Source organism: Kitasatospora sp. NPDC057692 (assembly GCF_042799475.1).
In the GTDB taxonomy this organism is placed as follows: domain Bacteria; phylum Actinomycetota; class Actinomycetes; order Streptomycetales; family Streptomycetaceae; genus Kitasatospora.
Window position 1 is genome coordinate 191837 of the sequence record NZ_JBHVIV010000004.1, and the last position, 13944, is coordinate 205780.

General features: G+C 76.1%; 14 protein-coding genes. 5 read left to right on the forward strand and 9 right to left on the reverse strand.

Features of this window, described 5'->3' with window-relative positions; all coding sequences use genetic code 11:
* Positions 1 to 157: 157 nt before the first annotated feature.
* From ACFVFS_RS04045 to ACFVFS_RS04070, 6 genes are all read right to left on the reverse strand, one after another.
* On the reverse strand, positions 158 to 1567 hold the full coding sequence (locus tag ACFVFS_RS04045) for a multidrug effflux MFS transporter (protein ID WP_380619758.1): 1410 nt from the start codon (positions 1565 to 1567) through the stop codon (positions 158 to 160).
* A 131-nt stretch (positions 1568 to 1698) separates the two neighbouring features.
* Positions 1699 to 2178 carry a hypothetical protein gene (locus ACFVFS_RS04050; RefSeq protein ID WP_380619761.1) on the reverse strand — a complete coding sequence of 160 codons (480 nt, stop codon included), beginning with the start codon at positions 2176 to 2178 and terminating at the stop codon, positions 1699 to 1701.
* A 323-nt stretch (positions 2179 to 2501) separates the two neighbouring features.
* On the reverse strand, positions 2502 to 3380 hold the full coding sequence (locus ACFVFS_RS04055) for an alkaline phosphatase family protein (RefSeq protein ID WP_380619763.1): 879 nt from the start codon (positions 3378 to 3380) through the stop codon (positions 2502 to 2504).
* 77 nt (positions 3381 to 3457) lie between these two features.
* On the reverse strand, positions 3458 to 4348 hold the full coding sequence (locus ACFVFS_RS04060; RefSeq protein WP_380619766.1) for an ATP-grasp domain-containing protein: 891 nt from the start codon (positions 4346 to 4348) through the stop codon (positions 3458 to 3460).
* Positions 4345 to 4749 (reverse strand): ADP-ribosylation/crystallin J1, encoded by a 405-nt coding sequence (locus ACFVFS_RS04065; RefSeq protein WP_380619769.1) that lies wholly within the window; start codon positions 4747 to 4749, stop codon positions 4345 to 4347. The genes ACFVFS_RS04060 and ACFVFS_RS04065 overlap by 4 nt, the downstream gene beginning before the upstream one ends.
* Before the next feature lie 141 nt (positions 4750 to 4890).
* The gene (locus ACFVFS_RS04070; protein WP_380619772.1) at positions 4891 to 6081 is read right to left on the reverse strand and encodes an acyl-CoA dehydrogenase family protein; all 1191 of its coding nucleotides are present in this window, start codon (positions 6079 to 6081) and stop codon (positions 4891 to 4893) included.
* A 145-nt stretch (positions 6082 to 6226) separates the two neighbouring features.
* On the opposite strand from ACFVFS_RS04070, the gene ACFVFS_RS04075 reads away from it, so the two are divergent.
* Both ACFVFS_RS04075 and ACFVFS_RS04080 read left to right on the forward strand, forming a co-directional pair.
* Positions 6227 to 6817, forward strand: coding sequence for a GNAT family N-acetyltransferase (locus ACFVFS_RS04075; RefSeq protein ID WP_380619774.1), 591 nt, complete (start codon positions 6227 to 6229; stop codon positions 6815 to 6817).
* Positions 6818 to 6868: 51 nt separating this feature from the next.
* Positions 6869 to 7222 (forward strand): hypothetical protein, encoded by a 354-nt coding sequence (locus ACFVFS_RS04080; RefSeq protein ID WP_380619777.1) that lies wholly within the window; start codon positions 6869 to 6871, stop codon positions 7220 to 7222.
* Positions 7223 to 7269: 47 nt separating this feature from the next.
* On the opposite strand, the gene ACFVFS_RS04085 is transcribed toward ACFVFS_RS04080, so the two are convergent.
* Complete coding sequence (locus ACFVFS_RS04085) at positions 7270 to 7578, reverse strand: AzlD domain-containing protein (RefSeq protein WP_380619780.1); 309 nt, start codon at positions 7576 to 7578, stop codon at positions 7270 to 7272.
* Entirely contained in the window at positions 7569 to 8387 is an 819-nt protein-coding gene (locus tag ACFVFS_RS04090) for an AzlC family ABC transporter permease (protein WP_380619782.1), read from the reverse strand. Before ACFVFS_RS04090 ends, ACFVFS_RS04085 begins: the two co-directional genes overlap by 10 nt.
* A 69-nt stretch (positions 8388 to 8456) precedes the next feature.
* Between ACFVFS_RS04090 and ACFVFS_RS04095 the strand changes: the two genes are divergently transcribed.
* The gene (locus ACFVFS_RS04095; RefSeq protein WP_355362881.1) at positions 8457 to 9035 is read left to right on the forward strand and encodes an XRE family transcriptional regulator; all 579 of its coding nucleotides are present in this window, start codon (positions 8457 to 8459) and stop codon (positions 9033 to 9035) included.
* 258 nt (positions 9036 to 9293) lie between these two features.
* Here ACFVFS_RS04095 and ACFVFS_RS04100 read toward each other — a convergent pair whose 3' ends face one another.
* The gene (locus tag ACFVFS_RS04100) at positions 9294 to 11216 is read right to left on the reverse strand and encodes a cholesterol oxidase substrate-binding domain-containing protein (protein ID WP_380619786.1); all 1923 of its coding nucleotides are present in this window, start codon (positions 11214 to 11216) and stop codon (positions 9294 to 9296) included.
* 210 nt (positions 11217 to 11426) lie between these two features.
* Here ACFVFS_RS04100 and ACFVFS_RS04105 point away from each other — a divergent pair, with 210 nt between their 5' ends.
* Positions 11427 to 12197, forward strand: coding sequence for a carbon-nitrogen hydrolase family protein (locus ACFVFS_RS04105; RefSeq protein ID WP_380619789.1), 771 nt, complete (start codon positions 11427 to 11429; stop codon positions 12195 to 12197).
* A gap of 283 nt (positions 12198 to 12480) precedes the next feature.
* Positions 12481 to 13884, forward strand: a complete 1404-nt coding sequence (locus tag ACFVFS_RS04110) for a class II fumarate hydratase (RefSeq protein WP_380619833.1) — start codon at positions 12481 to 12483, stop codon at positions 13882 to 13884.
* The last annotated feature ends 60 nt before the right edge of the window (positions 13885 to 13944 follow it).

The window sequence follows — 13944 nt, forward strand, 5'->3', positions numbered from 1 at the left end:
TTATTTTTTTTTACACGCTCCCCGCCCCCCCCCCCCGCGCCGACCCCGCCCCCGGGGGGGGGGGGCCCGCCCGGGGCCGCCCCCCCCCCCGGCGGGTCCGTTCCAGCGACCGGCGGCGACGGCACGGCGGCCGGCCACTCGCCGACCCACCGACCCGCTACGCGACGGCCGGTTCCGGGGCGCGCCGACCTGGCCGCAGGAGCAGCAGGTAGGAGAGCGCGGCGAGCAGCGAGCAGCTCAGCACGACGACGGCGAGCAGCACCGCCGAGGGGCTCCCGCCCAGGCTGCTGAGCGGGGCGACGACGGCGCCGCAGAGGAAGTTGCCGGTGCCGAGGAGGGCTGAGGCGGAGCCGGCGGCCTGCGGTGCGACCAGGCTCAGCGCCCGGGCGGCCGAGTTCGGCAGGACGACGCCGAGGCCGGCCATCATCACGAACAGCGAGGCGCAGACGGCGACCAGTCCGAGGTCCCAGACGGCGGTGGCCAGGACCAGGAACGTCCCGGCGGCGATCATCATCGCCAGGCCCACACGCATCAGGGTGGCGGCGGCGAAGCGGGGGGCGAGGAGCCTCCCGTTCACCTGGGTCGCGCCGACGATCGCCACCGAGTTGAGCCCGAAGAGAAGGCTGTAGGTCTGCGGCGACACGTGGTAGACGTGCTGCAGCACCACCGAGGAACCGCTGATGTAGCCGAACAGCGCGCCGAAGGCGAAGGTGCTGGTCAGCAGCAGGCCGATGAAGGGCACGTCGCGCAGGAGCCCGCCCATCGTGCGCAGGGTGGCGGCCAGGCCGCCACCGCGCCGGGCGTCGGCCGGGAGGGTCTCGCGCAGGGCGCCGAAGGCCACCAGGGTGAGCAGCAGGCCGAGGCCGACCAGGGCCCCGAAGGTGCCGCGCCAGGAGGTGACGCGCAGCAGTTGGGCGCCGAACAGCGGGGCGAGGATCGGGGCGAGGCCGGATATCAGGGTGATCGAGGCGAGGAAGCGGATCATCGCGATGCCCTCGAAGCGGTCGCGGGCGACGGCGCGGCCGATGACCAGTCCGGCGGCTCCGGCGGCGCCCTGGACGAAGCGTGCGGCGATCAGCACGGACAGGTTGGGCGCGATCACGCAGACCAGGCTGGCGAGGGTGTAGACGACGAGTCCGGCGAGCAGCGGCGGGCGGCGGCCGAAGCGGTCGCTGAGCGGTCCGAAGATCAGCTGGCCGGCCGCGACGCCGAACATCGAGAAGGTGAGGGTGAGCTGGACGGCGGCCGGTTCGACGGCGAGGTCGTCGGCGATCGCGGGCAGGCCGGGCAGGTAGAGGTCGGTGGTGAGCGGGCCGAGGGCGACCAGGCCGCCGAGGACGACGATGGTGGCGCGGCCGTGCGCGCCGTCGCCCGTCCGGGCCTTGGCGGTGCCGAGGTCGGCGAGGGCCGGATCGGCCAGGACGGGATCGGCGGGGGCCGGATCGGCCGGGGCGTGATCGGTGATCGCCTGATCGGAGCGGGCCGAATCGGTGCCGGTGAGGGAGTCGGCGGAGGCGGCGGAGGCGGTCGACGTGTCACCGGCAGAGCCGGCGGTCGGACCAGGCATGGGGCTCCTCTCGGAACGGGCACGGCCTTCGTGCTCGCTCCGTCCTACCGCAGCCCTTGGTGCCGCCGACAGTGGGGGGTCGGCCGCCTGGCCCGTTCGGGGCAGGGCGGCCGGCCTCCGCGGGCGCCGTCTCAGCGGGCGAGCCGCTCGGCCCGCAGGGCGGCCTGGACGGCGGCGCCGTCCTGCCACGCGTAGAGCTGGTTGCCGGTCAGGGCGATGTTGTAGTGGCCGCAGGAGCCGGCCGCCTTGGCGGTGATCCCCTCCGGGAACCAGCCCGCCTTGAGGGAGACCGGCGCCGGGTGGCCGCCCTTGCCGAGCGCGACGGTCCGGCAGCCGGCGGGCAGCCGTCCCTCCGGGAGGGTGGCGGTGAGCAGGCGGTCGTCGCCGGTGGTGGACATCAGGTAGCGGACGGAGGAGGCGTTGTCGGGCAGCCAGGCCGGCACGGCGCGGTGGTCGGCCTTGGCCGCGGTGCCGCTGCTGTAGGTGGACTGCTCCTGGTGGCGGCCGTCGTACCACTCGGCGACCCTCGGCCCGACCGCCACGGCGGCGACGGCGACGGCCATGCCGGTGCCGGCCACTCCGAGTGCGATCCTGCCCGCGATGCCGTTCATGCCCGGCCGTCCTCTCCCGTGAGTGGTGCTGTGCGTCCGGCGCCCGTGTCCCCGGCTCCGGGACCGGTTTCCCGGTGTGTCTCCATCCTGGTGCGCGCCGGGCTGCCGGATCGTCACCGCCAGGTCGTGATCTACCGCCGTCCTCGGGGGGTACCTCCTCCACCTTGAGGCGTACACGCGCCCGTCCGGTCTCGGGGTTCTCCCCGGTCGAGCCTGGCCCGGGCCGGCCGGGGGCGCAGCCCGGCCGCACCCGGCCGGGTGCCGGCGGGTGCGGCGGCCACCCGGTTGCCGGATACTGCCGGGCCCGGTGGTGTCCGCCGCGGTCAGAACGCCGCCGGGGCGGGGACGGCGAGCGGGAAGGGCCGGCCGTCCAGGGTCCAGTGCGGGTCGATCGGGCGGCCGAGCGCGGCGTACACCTGGGCGGCGACGTCGGGGTGGCGGATCTCCCCGACGGGCGGGGCGGCGGGGATGCCGGGGCCGGCGCAGGCGACCCAGGCGGTGCGCTCCTCGGGCGTGCGCCCGCCGTGGCCGCCCGCGTCGACGTGGCCGTGGTCGGTGACGACGATGACCGTCCAGGCCTCCCCGGCGTAGCCGGGGCGGGCGCGCAGCGCGTCCAGCAGGCGGCCGAGGCGCGCGTCGGCGGCCCGCATCGCGGCACGGTACTCCTCGCCGCAGCCGAGGAAGTGGGCGGTCTCGTCGACGGCGCCGAGGTAGACGAAGGACGCCTCGGGGTCGGCGTCGCGCAGCACGTCGACGGCCTCCCGGGTGACCTCCTCGTCGACGGCCTCCCAGGCCTCGGGGGTGTCCTCGGCGGGGGCGACGTAGCAGAGCCGGCCGGGGGCGCGGAACAGCGGTCCGCCGGACTCGCCGATGACCAGCGGGTCCCAGCCGGCGGCGACGAAGGTGCGGCGCCCGTCGCCGCGGGCCAGCCGGGTGGTGAAGTCGGGGAAGACGTCGAGCCGGTTGCCGCCCAGGTGGTTGCCCCACACGCCGTGCTTGGCGGGCTCGACGCCGGTGACGACGGTGGCCCAGCACGGGCCGGACATGGTGGGGGTGGAGTCCGCGACCGTCACGGGCGCCAGAAACCCGGCCGCGGCGACCTCCGCGAGCCTCGGCATCGGCACCTGCTCCAGCAGGTCGTACCGGACGCCGTCGATCCCGACGACGAGGACCCGGGGGCTGGGCAGCGGCGGTGTGGACATGGGGAGGCGGTTCCTTTCACGGTGCGGGCGCCGGCCGCGCCCGCACCGGGGCGGGCGGCGGCGACCGCGCTCATGCTTCACGCCCCGTCGGACCGGCAGGTGTCCTGGAGGGGAAGGACGGGTGGACGGGCGGCGTCCGGAATCCCCTGCTCCGTCTCCCGGCCCGCGGCGGAGCGCACGAAGCGCCGGTCGGCGGACCGCACCGCGTCCGCCGGGCCGGCCGCGCGCAGCACCACGTCCAGGACGCGGTCCGGGTCGGCGGCGTAGCAGTGGGCGAACCACGGCAGGTTGGCCTCGACCACCGCCCACCGCTCGGCCGGGTCGTACGGGTCGAGCAGCGTTCCGACGTCGAGGGCGACGGCGCTGGGCAGGTCGGCGCCGACGGCGGCGAGCAGCCGCTGCGCGAAGGCGACGGCCGGCCCCGTGAGCGGCCCCGGGTCGAGCCGGCCGAAGCGGGCGTAGCGGCTGCCGGTGCGCACGGCGCCGTCGAGGACGAACAGCCGGTACTCCGCGCCGAACGTCACCGGGTCGCTGACCAGGACCGGCGTGTCGGGGCCGATCCGTTCGCCGGTGCGCGGCAGCCGGCCGCCGTCGGCGTAGACGGCGGGCGGCAGCGACTTGTCGGCCGGGGGTTTGACGAAGGCCGGGCGGCGCAGCGTCCAGGCCTCGGCGAGCGTGGTCAGTTCGATCCGGCGGCCGGTGAACTCCTCGGGCAGGGCGGCGAGCCAGTCGTCGGCCGGTTCGAGCAGGGCCAAGCCGAGGCGGTCGGCGATCCGGGTGGCGGCGAGCGGTCCGCCGTACCAGTGGACGGGCCGGCCGGCCAGCCGGTCGACGGTGTCGGTGCCGGTCAGGACGGCGGTGGCCAGTCCGCGGGCGGCGGCGGCCGCGGTGAGCAGCGCGGTCGTACTGGTGGCCTGGGCCGAGGTCAGCAGGACCGGGGCCGGCGCGGCCGGGAGCCCGGTGGTCACGGTACGGGCCGGAACTCGTGGACCACCTCGATGCGCCCGACCAGGTGCCGGTTGAACTCGGGCAGGTCCTCGGCGGGGACCCACAGTTCGAGGATGGTGCGCCCGCCCGCCTGGCGGACCGGGTAGCGGGCGAGGAAGGCGGTGTCGACCTCGAAGCGGGTGACGTAGCCGGCGCCGGAGGCGGGGACGTTCCAGTCGCGGGCGATCCGGATCGCGTAGTCCTCGTTCAGCACCGGGTAGAAGATCGGCTGATCGGGCAGGCGCGGCGGCCAGGCGCGCCAGTCGGCGGCCTCGACCAGGGCCAGCTCCTGAGGGCCGGTCGGGCGCCAGAGGGTGGTGGTGGGCGCGCCGGTGGACACGTCGGCGGGCGTGGGGGTGGGCGGGGTCGTCGGGCCGTTCATGGGCCTGACGCTAGCCATGAACGGCCCGGGGGCGGTACCGGTTTTCGGGGTACCGGTTCACGCGATGCCGGTTCGCGCGGTGCCGCGCCGACCGGGGCGGTCGGAGAGCCCGGAGAGTCCGGAGCGGGCCCTGCGGGCCGGTCAGCGGTAGGCGGACTCGCCGGTGATGGCCTCGCCGAGGACGAGGGTGTGGATCTCGCTGGTGCCCTCGTAGGTGAGCACCGACTCCAGGTTGTTGGCGTGCCGCAGGACCGGGTAGGCGGTGGTGATGCCGTTGGCGCCGAGCACGGTGCGGGCGCTGCGGGCGATCTCCAGGGCGGTGCGGACGTTGTTGAGCTTGCCGAAGCTGATGTGCGCCGGGCGGGCCGCGCCCTCGTCCTTGAGGCGGCCGATCCGCAGCGCGACCAGGTAGGCCTTCTCGACCTCCAGCATCATCTCGACGAGCTTCTGCTGGGTGAGCTGGAAGGCGGCGATCGGGCGCTCGAACTGGACGCGGCTCTTCGCGTAGTCGAGGGCGGCGGTGTAGCAGTCGCGGGCGGCGCCGACGGTGCCCCAGAGGATGCCGTAGCGGGCCTCGTTGAGGGAGGACAGCGGTCCGCGCAGTCCGGTGACGCCGGGCAGCACGGCGTCGGCGGGCAGCACGACGTCGTCGAAGGCGAGAGCGCTGGTCACCGAGGCGCGCAGGGACAGCTTGCCGGGCACGTCGGTGGCGGTGAAGCCGGGCGTGCCGGGTTCGACCAGGAAGCCGCGCACACCGTCCTCGGTCTGCGCCCAGACGACCGCGACGTCGGAGATGCCGCCGTTGGTGATCCACATCTTGGAGCCGGAGAGCACCCAGTCCGCGCCCTCTCCGGCGCCCTTGCGGCGGGCGCGGGTGCGCATGTTGGCGGGGTCGGAGCCGAAGTCCGGCTCGGTGAGGGCGAAGCAGCCGATCAGCTCGCCGGCGGCGAGGCCGGGCAGCCAGCGCTGCTTCTGCTCCTCGGAGCCGAAGGCGTGGATGGAGCGCATGGCCAGCGAGCCCTGGACGGAGACGAAGCTGCGCAGGCCGGAGTCGGCGGCCTCCAGTTCCATACAGGCGACGCCGTAGGCGACGGCGCCGGAGCCGGCGCAGCCGTAGCCGTCGAGGTGCATGCCGAGCACGCCGAGGGCGCCGAGTTCGGGGGCGAGCTCGCGGGCGGGGAAGACGCCGCGCTCGAACCAGTCGCCGATGTGCGGGCGGATCCGGTCGTCGGCGAACCTGCGCACGGTGTCGCGGACGAGCCGCTCCTCGTCGGTGAGCAGGTCGCCGACGGCCAGCAGGTCGGCGGGGTCGATCCTGGGCGGCTTCGCCATGGGGGCTCCTTGTACGCTCGGCGGGGTTCGGGGTGTGCGGGACGCGGGCTGCGGGCTGCGGACTGCGGACCCGTCGCGGCGCCGGGTACCGGCGAGTATGGCGCACCGGGCCGCTCCCGGGACCGCCGTCGACGAGGGAGTGAGCATGTACACAGTCCGGCTGCTGACGGCGGAGGAGTTGCGCGGCTCGGCGGAGCGGTTGGGCGCGCTGCTGGCGGACACCGTCGACGGCGGCGCCTCGATCGGCTTCCTCGCCCCGCTCGACCGCGCCGCCGCGGCCGACTGGTGGCGGGCGCTGGCCCCGGACGTCGAGGACGGACGGCTGCTGCTCTGGGTCGCCGAGCCGGACGAAGCGGATGACGCGGACGGCGCCGATCGTGCGGTCGGCGCGGGGGGCGGCAGGATCGCCGGGACGGTGCAGCTGCGCCCGGCGACGACGGCCAACGGCCGGCACCGGGCGGACGTCGCCAAGCTGATGGTGCACCGGGCGGACCGGGGGCGGGGGCTGGCCGGCCGGCTGCTCGCGGCCCTGGAGGCGGGGGCCGTCGAGCGCGGGCTGCGGACCCTGGTGCTGGACACCGAGACGGGCAGCCCCGCCGAGCGGATGTACGCGGCGGCGGGCTGGACCAGGGTCGGCACGGTCCCGGACTTCGCGACCGACCCGGCGGGGGTGCCGTGCGCGACCACCATCTTCTACAAGGCGCCGACGGCCCCGGCGGCCGCGTCGCTACGATGACGCCTCCGCACCCGGACGGGGTGCGGGACGGGACGTGAGGGGTGGTGGACCGTGGGCCGTTGGGCCGTGGTCGTGCAGGAGACCGAGGGCCTCGGGGACAACCGGATCTGGGGCCCCAAGGTGCTCGCCGAGGTCGAGGGCGCCCGGGAGGACGCGCTCGGCGAGCTGCGGCGGATCGTCCCGACCTACACCCCGCAGCACCCGTTCAACGGCCGGCGGCGCCGGCTGTTCCGGGACGGCGACGACTATCTGCTGATCACCGAGGGGAGCATGCGGGACTACCACTGCGTCTTCACGGTGTGGGAGCTGCTGTGGGACAGCGAGCGGCCCGAGGTGCAGCGGGATCGGCTCGCGGCGGCCGGGGACGGCGTCGGCGGGACGGACGAGGCGGGCGAGGCGGTCTGACGGACGGTGCCGTGGGCGGTGCCGCCGGGCGGGCGCCCGGCGCGCGGTCAGGAGACGCCGCAGAGGCGCAGGACCGCCGTGGTCGCGGCGGCCGCGACGACGACCAGCGGGAACGGCGCGCGGCGCAGCGCGAGGATCCCGGCGACCAGTACGCCGGCCGGCCGGGCCCATCCGGCGAAGCCGTGGCCCTGGGTCAGCGCGCCGGTGGCCACCAGGGCGACCAGCAGCACGGCGGCGGCGACGGCGAGCAGGTGGCGCAGGCGCTCGGAGACGGTGAGCCGGTCGCCGAGCAGCGGGCCGGCGAGCCGGAACGCGTAGGTGCCGGCGGCCAGCAGCAGGATGGCGGTCAGGGGCATCGGCGGACCTCCTTGGTGAGCGGCACGGTCTGCGGCCCGGCGGCGCTCCCCGGGCCGGTGGCGGCCCCGGACGCCGCCGGGACCGCCCCGGGGGCCCGGTCCGGAGTCTTTTCCGAAGCCGGTTCCGGGGCCTGCTCCGGGGCCGCCGGGCGGCCGGCGAGCAGCAGGCCGACGAGGGCGAGCAGGACCGGCAGCCCCGCCGGGACGTACGGTGTGGCGGCCACGGCGACGGCGGCGCCGACCAGCGCGGCGGTACGGGTGCGGCGGTCGCCGAGCGCGGGTAGGACGAGGGCGAGCAGCACCGCGGGGAACGCGGCGTCCAGACCCAGGGCGTCCGTGTCGCCGATCAGCCCGCCGGCCGCCGCTCCGACCACGACGGCGGCGTTCCAGACGGCGAACAGCGCGAAGCCGCAGACCCAGTACGCCGCCCGGCGCCGTCGCGGATCGGACTCCAACAGGGTGAACGCGGCGGACTCGTCGGTCAGCAGCTGGGCGCCGAGCAGCCGGCGCCACCGGGGGCCGTCGAGCGCGTCGGCGACGGTGAAGCCGAAGGGGAGCAGGCGGGCGTTGAGGACCAGGCCGGTGACGACGGCGGCGAGCGCGCCGCCGCCGGAGAGCACGATGCCGACGGCGGCGAACTGCGAGCCCCCGGCGAAGACCAGCACGGACATGGCGACGGGCACCCAGAGCGGGAGGCCGCCGGAGACGGAGATCGCCCCGAACGAGGCGCCGACCAGGGCGTCCGCGAGGCAGACCAGGGCGATGTCGCGGAGGGTGGCACGTTCGAGGGTTCGGAGGAGCGAACGCATGTCCAGTAGAGTGAACGCAACAGGGGTCGTTCGTCAAGGCGAACGCCTGAACGTGTGGAGCGAACGCGGATGAGTGGAAACAGCGGCGGCGGCCCCGCCGGGAGCGAGCTGATCGAGCTGATCGCGGCCTCGATCCGGCGTGAGCGCGAACGCGCCGGGCTGTCGATGGCCGAGCTGGCCCGCCGCGCGGGGATCGCCAAATCGACGCTCTCGCAACTGGAGTCGGGCGCCGGCAACCCGAGTGTCGAGACCCTCTGGGCGCTCGGCGTCGCCCTGGACGTGCCGTTCAGCCGGCTGGTCGACCCGCCGCGCCCGGTGGTCCGGGTGGTGCGGGCCGGGGAGGGACCGGTCACCCACTCCGAGCGGGCCGACTACGCCGCCACCCTGCTCGCCTCCTGCCCGCCCGGCGCCCGGCGCGACATCTACCGGATCGACGCCGAGCCGGGCGAGACCAGGGCCTCCGACCCGCACATGCCGGGCACCGTCGAGCACGTGCTGCTGGGCGCCGGCCGGGCCCTGGCCGGGCCGACGCAGGCACCCGTCGAGCTGGGCCCGGGCGACTACGTCAGCTATCCCGGCGACGCCCCGCACGTGTTCCGGGCCCTGGCGCCGGGCACCCTCGCGGTGATCGTGATGGAGCACGTCTGACCCCGGACCCACCGGCGCGGCGGGAGCGCGCCACCGACACCGGCCCCCGTCCGGCCCCCGCCAACCCCGGCCCCGCCGCAGCGACCTGACCGTCGGCGGGGTACGGCTCACGGTCGCCGGGCCGGTCGGGCTGCCGGCCGGCGTCCCGGCCGGGAACCTCGCCGACCACTACGGACCGCGCGGGGTCTGGCCGGCCTCCCCCGCGGTGCAGGCCGTCGCGAGGGCCCGACACCGCCTGATCGGAGTCGGCCGGAAGCCTCAGGGCTTCAGGAGCCGGTCCAGGAACGGGTTGCCGAAGACCCGGTGCGGGTCGTGGCGGTCCAGGGTCGCGACCGCCTCGTCCCAGCCGGGCCCGCCGCCCTCGCGGTGGCTCGCCGGGATCACCCGGTCCAGCACGTCCGGATCGGCCCAGGCGGCGTCCTCGGTGTAGGCCCAGCCCTTGGACCACTCGACGCGCAGGCCCGCCCGGGTGCCGTCGAAGGAGCGCAGCAGGGCCTGTTCGAGCTCGCGGGCGAAGCGGTGCAGCCCGGGTGTGCCGGGGAAGCCGAGCACGTCGAGCCAGACGGCGGTGTCCCACTCGGGGCGGTCGGGGCGCGGGCGCAGCGCGGAGAGCAGCGGCGGCCGGGCGCCGGGCACCCCGGACCAGGCCGGGTCGTCCAGGCCGGTGACCCTGATCTCCACCGCGCCGTTCACCGGGAACTCGCCGCGGTCCCGGTAGGCGTCGAGCAGCGCCCGGTAGTGGTCGGCGAACTCGGCCACCACCCACTGCAGGTCGGCGCGCCGGGCGAGGACCGCGTAGCCGTTGGCGGTGATCCGCAGGGTGGTGGGGCGCACGTACTGGAGCAGGGTGCGCGAGGGGCCCCAGAGGTCGGAGCGCAGGCCGCCGGCGAGCAGGTGGGTGAGCACCTCTCCGGTGAGCAGGTCGCGGATCAGCCCGCCGGAGAGGAGGACGTCGGTGATGTCGCCGGTAAGGGCAATCTTGGCGACGAGGTACTGGAGCTGCCCGAAGAGCGGGGCCGAGGCCCAGGTGCCGGCGACGAGGTCGCCGGCCAGCCGGGCGACCGGCTCGGGGACAGAGTCGGAGAAGGGGTAGTTGTAGGGCTCGTCGACGGCGCGGGCGGCGAAGGGGCGGTTGGGGGCGACGCTCCAGGTCTTCAGCCAGGGCCGCTCGGTGTAGGCGAACCAGATCGCCTCGACGCGGCCGTCGCGTTCGACGAAGTCGGCGAGGGTGCGCGGGCGGGAGGGGGTCGACGCCGGCAGTGCGCCGGGGCGGGCGAAGAGTTCGGCGGCCGGGACGTCCAGCCGGCTGACGCAGCGCAGCGGCCGGTCGGCGCCGGCCCGGAGCACCACCTCGGTGACGAAGGCGCGGCCGAGGTGGACCAGGAAGGCGGCGCTGTCGGCCTCGGAGCGGTCGAAGGTCCGCAGCGCGTAGCGGTCGGTGGCCGGGTCGAGGACCACCGCGGTCAGCCGGGTGACCTGGTTGCTGACGGAGCCGTAGCCGTGCCCGTCGGGGCGGGTCTCGCCGGCGGCGGGGACGGCGGTGCCGTGGCCGCCGATCGCGAGCACGCCGCCGACGGTGAGTTCGCCGGGGGCGGGGACGGCGGTGAGGCCGAGGCCGCGCTCGGCGAGGTGGGCGAGCACGGCCTCCATGGTGGCGCCGCTCTGGGCGCGGACGGTGGTGGGCGAGTCGGCGGTGACCGCGGTGAGGTGGCGGGTGGTGTCGAGCAGCAGCACGCGGGCCGCCTCCGGGGTGCCGTCGGCGACGGTGAGCGGCGCCCAGGTGTGCCGGTGGCCCTGGGCGCGCAGGCGCCAGCCGTTCGCGCGGGCCCAGTCGGCGAGCGCGGGGACCTCCTCGGGGGTGCGCGGGGCGCAGGTCCACAGCTGGTCGGTGCGGACCTCGCCGGACCAGTTCTGGTAGACGCGCCGGAACGGCTCGGTGCCGGCCGGGAGTCCGGGCGGGACGGGGGCGTCCTCGGCCCGGGCGCTGTCCGGACCGACGGTGCCGCGCAGCAGCCAGGCGCCGGCGCCGAGCGCGGCGGAGGCGCCGAGCAGACGGCGCCGGCTGAGGCCCCGGTGCTGCGCCTCGTCGCGGTCGCGGCCGTCGTGCCGGTCGCCGCCGTCGTGCCGGTCGTGGTCGCCGTACCCGTCATGGCTGTCGTACCGGTGGTGGTCCGTGGTCATGCCCCGCCCCTGGTGTCCGTGGTCTCCCCGATCCGGTTGAATGTACGAAGCTGTCGCCCGGGTGCTGCGGCAGCGTCTGTGATCTTCACTCGAAGGGATGAACCTTGCCGGATTTCGCGGTGCGCTCATAGGTTGATCGTGATCACCGCGCCCGCTCGATGGTGGTCACCGTGCCCGCTCGCCAGCCGCCGCCCCTCCGGAGGTCCCGCCGTGTCCGCGCCCGCACCTGTTCCCGCGTCTGGTCCCGCACCCGTTTCCGCCCCCGCGCCCCTGGCCGTCGCCGTCGCCCAGCCCGCCTGCCACCCGTCGGGGCGGCCGGAGACCGTCGCGGTCAACGCCGAACGGCACGCCGCCGCGGTCCGCGCGGCCGGGGCGGTGCGCCTGGTGGTGTTCCCGGAGTTCTCGCTCACCGGCTACGACCTGGCCGCGCCCGCCGTCGACCCGTCCGACGAGCGCCTCGCGCCGATCGCCGCGGCCTGCGCCGAGACCGGCGCCACGGCCCTGGTCGGCGCGCCGGTCGCCGGGGCGGACGGGCGCGAGTACATCGCCACGCTCGCCGTCACCGGCGCCGGGGCCTCGGTGGTCTGCCGCAAGACGAACCTCTACGGGAGGGAGTCCCAGCGCTTCACCGCCGCCGACCGGCCCTCGGTCCTGGAGCTGGACGGCTGGCGGCTGGGCCTGGCGATCTGCGCGGACGCCGCCGACCCCGGGCACGCGAAGGGCCTGGTCGCGCTCGGCGCCGACGCCTACGTCGCCTCGACGCTGTACGGGGCCGGCCCCGAGTCGCTGGCCACCAAGGAGGCCCGGTACCCGGCGCGCGCGGCGGACAACGGCGTCTGGGTGGTGCTGGCCACCGCCGCCGGGCCGAGCGGCGAGTTCGAGGCGAGCTCGGGCGGCTCGGGGGTCTGGGCGCCGGACGGCACCGAGGTCGCCAAGGCGGGCACGGCGCCGGACGCGGTCGTGACCGCGGTGCTGGGCTAGCGCCGGCCGCGGGCGCGCGGATCGCCGCAGGCGCGCGGATCGCCGCAGGCGCGCGGATCGCCGCAGGCGCGCGGATCGCCGCAGGGCGCCCGGCCGGACGGGGCGCGCTCGGCCGGCCGGGGGCGCCCCGCCCGGGGCCCGTGTGCGGGCCGCTCCCCCGGCCCGGAAATACCCGGGCCCCCCGCGCGGCTGTGGTGTGCGAAAGCCGTACCCGGCCGGAACGGGGACCCGGGCCCGAAGGGGCCCCGCCCCGGCCGGGACCGTTCAGGAGGTGCAGCGCACGATGGGTGACGAGCAGATGACCGGGGACTACCGGATCGAGCACGACTCGATGGGCGAGGTCCGGGTGCCCGCCGGGGCGAAGTGGCAGGCGCAGACGCAGCGGGCGGTGGAGAACTTCCCGGTGTCCGGCCAGCGTCTGGAGCGGGCGCACATCGCCGCGCTGGCCCGGATCAAGGCCGCCGCCGCGCGCGTCAACGCCCGGCTCGGCGTGCTCGACGAGGAGACCGCCGCCGCGATCGCCTCCGCCGCCGAGGAGGTGGCGGCGGGCCGCTGGGACGCCGAGTTCCCGGTGGACGTCTTCCAGACCGGCTCGGGCACCTCGTCCAACATGAACACCAACGAGGTGATCGCCACCCTGGCCGCCGAGCGCCTCGGCCGGCCGGTCCACCCCAACGACCACGTCAACGCCAGCCAGTCGTCCAACGACGTGTTCCCGTCCTCGATCCACATCGCCGCCACCGCCGCCGTCAGCCACGAGCTGATCCCGGCGCTGGAGCACCTGGCGGAGGCGCTGGAGCGCAAGGCCGTGGAGTTCGCGGACGTCGTCAAGGCGGGCCGCACGCACCTGATGGACGCCACGCCGGTCACCCTCGGCCAGGAGTTCGGCGGCTACGCGGCGCAGGTCCGGCACGGGCGGGAGCGACTGCTGGCCACCCTTCCCCGGGTCGCCGAACTGCCCCTCGGCGGCACCGCCGTGGGCACCGGCATCAACACCCCGCCCGGGTTCGCGGCGGCGGTGATCGAGGAGGTCGCGCGCGCCACCGACCTGCCGCTGACCGAAGCCCGGGACCACTTCGAGGCGCAGGGCGCGCGGGACGGCCTGGTCGAGCTCAGCGGCCAGCTGCGCACCGTCGCCGTCGGCTTCACCAAGATCGCGAACGATCTGCGGTGGATGGGCTCGGGCCCCCGCACCGGCCTCGGCGAGCTCAACCTGCCGGACCTCCAGCCCGGCTCCTCGATCATGCCGGGCAAGGTGAACCCGGTGCTGCCCGAGGTGGTGCTGATGGTCGCGGCCCAGGTGATCGGCAACGACGCCACCGTCACGGTGGCCGGGGCGAGCGGCAACTTCGAGCTCAACGTGATGCTGCCGGTGATCGCCCGCAACGTCCTGGAGTCGGTCCGGCTGCTGGCCAACAGCGCCCGGCTGCTGGCCGACCGCGCGGTGGACGGCATCACGGCCAACGCCGAGCGGGCCCGGGAGTACGCGGAGTCCTCGCCCTCGGTGGTGACGCCGCTGAACCGGTACATCGGCTACGAGGAGGCGGCCAAGGTCGCCAAGCGGGCGCTCGCCGAGCGCAAGACCATCCGTCAGGTGGTACTGGAGCGCGGGTACGTCGAGCAGGGGCGGCTCACCGTGGAGCAGCTGGACGAGGCGCTGGACGTGCTGCGGATGACCCGGCCGTAGCGGCCGTGGCGGCCGGCGCCCCGGCGCGGAGCGGCGGCGCCGGACGCGCGCCCGGGGCGC

Excerpts from the sequence above, each read along its gene's own strand:
- ACFVFS_RS04085 (WP_380619780.1), bottom strand. The coding sequence starts at position 7,578 with ATGCCCCTGACCGCCATCCTGCTGCTGGCCGCCGGCACCTACGCGTTC.
- ACFVFS_RS04045 (WP_380619758.1), bottom strand. The coding sequence starts at position 1,567 with ATGCCTGGTCCGACCGCCGGCTCTGCCGGTGACACGTCGACCGCCTCC.
- ACFVFS_RS04075 (WP_380619774.1), top strand. The coding sequence starts at position 6,227 with ATGTACACAGTCCGGCTGCTGACGGCGGAGGAGTTGCGCGGCTCGGCG.
- ACFVFS_RS04065 (WP_380619769.1), bottom strand. The coding sequence starts at position 4,749 with ATGAACGGCCCGACGACCCCGCCCACCCCCACGCCCGCCGACGTGTCC.
- ACFVFS_RS04050 (WP_380619761.1), bottom strand. The coding sequence starts at position 2,178 with ATGAACGGCATCGCGGGCAGGATCGCACTCGGAGTGGCCGGCACCGGC.
- ACFVFS_RS04055 (WP_380619763.1), bottom strand. The coding sequence starts at position 3,380 with ATGTCCACACCGCCGCTGCCCAGCCCCCGGGTCCTCGTCGTCGGGATC.
- ACFVFS_RS04095 (WP_355362881.1), top strand. The coding sequence starts at position 8,457 with ATGAGTGGAAACAGCGGCGGCGGCCCCGCCGGGAGCGAGCTGATCGAG.
- ACFVFS_RS04070 (WP_380619772.1), bottom strand. The coding sequence starts at position 6,081 with ATGGCGAAGCCGCCCAGGATCGACCCCGCCGACCTGCTGGCCGTCGGC.
- ACFVFS_RS04090 (WP_380619782.1), bottom strand. The coding sequence starts at position 8,387 with ATGCGTTCGCTCCTCCGAACCCTCGAACGTGCCACCCTCCGCGACATC.
- ACFVFS_RS04110 (WP_380619833.1), top strand. The coding sequence starts at position 12,481 with ATGGGTGACGAGCAGATGACCGGGGACTACCGGATCGAGCACGACTCG.
- ACFVFS_RS04100 (WP_380619786.1), bottom strand. The coding sequence starts at position 11,216 with ATGACCACGGACCACCACCGGTACGACAGCCATGACGGGTACGGCGAC.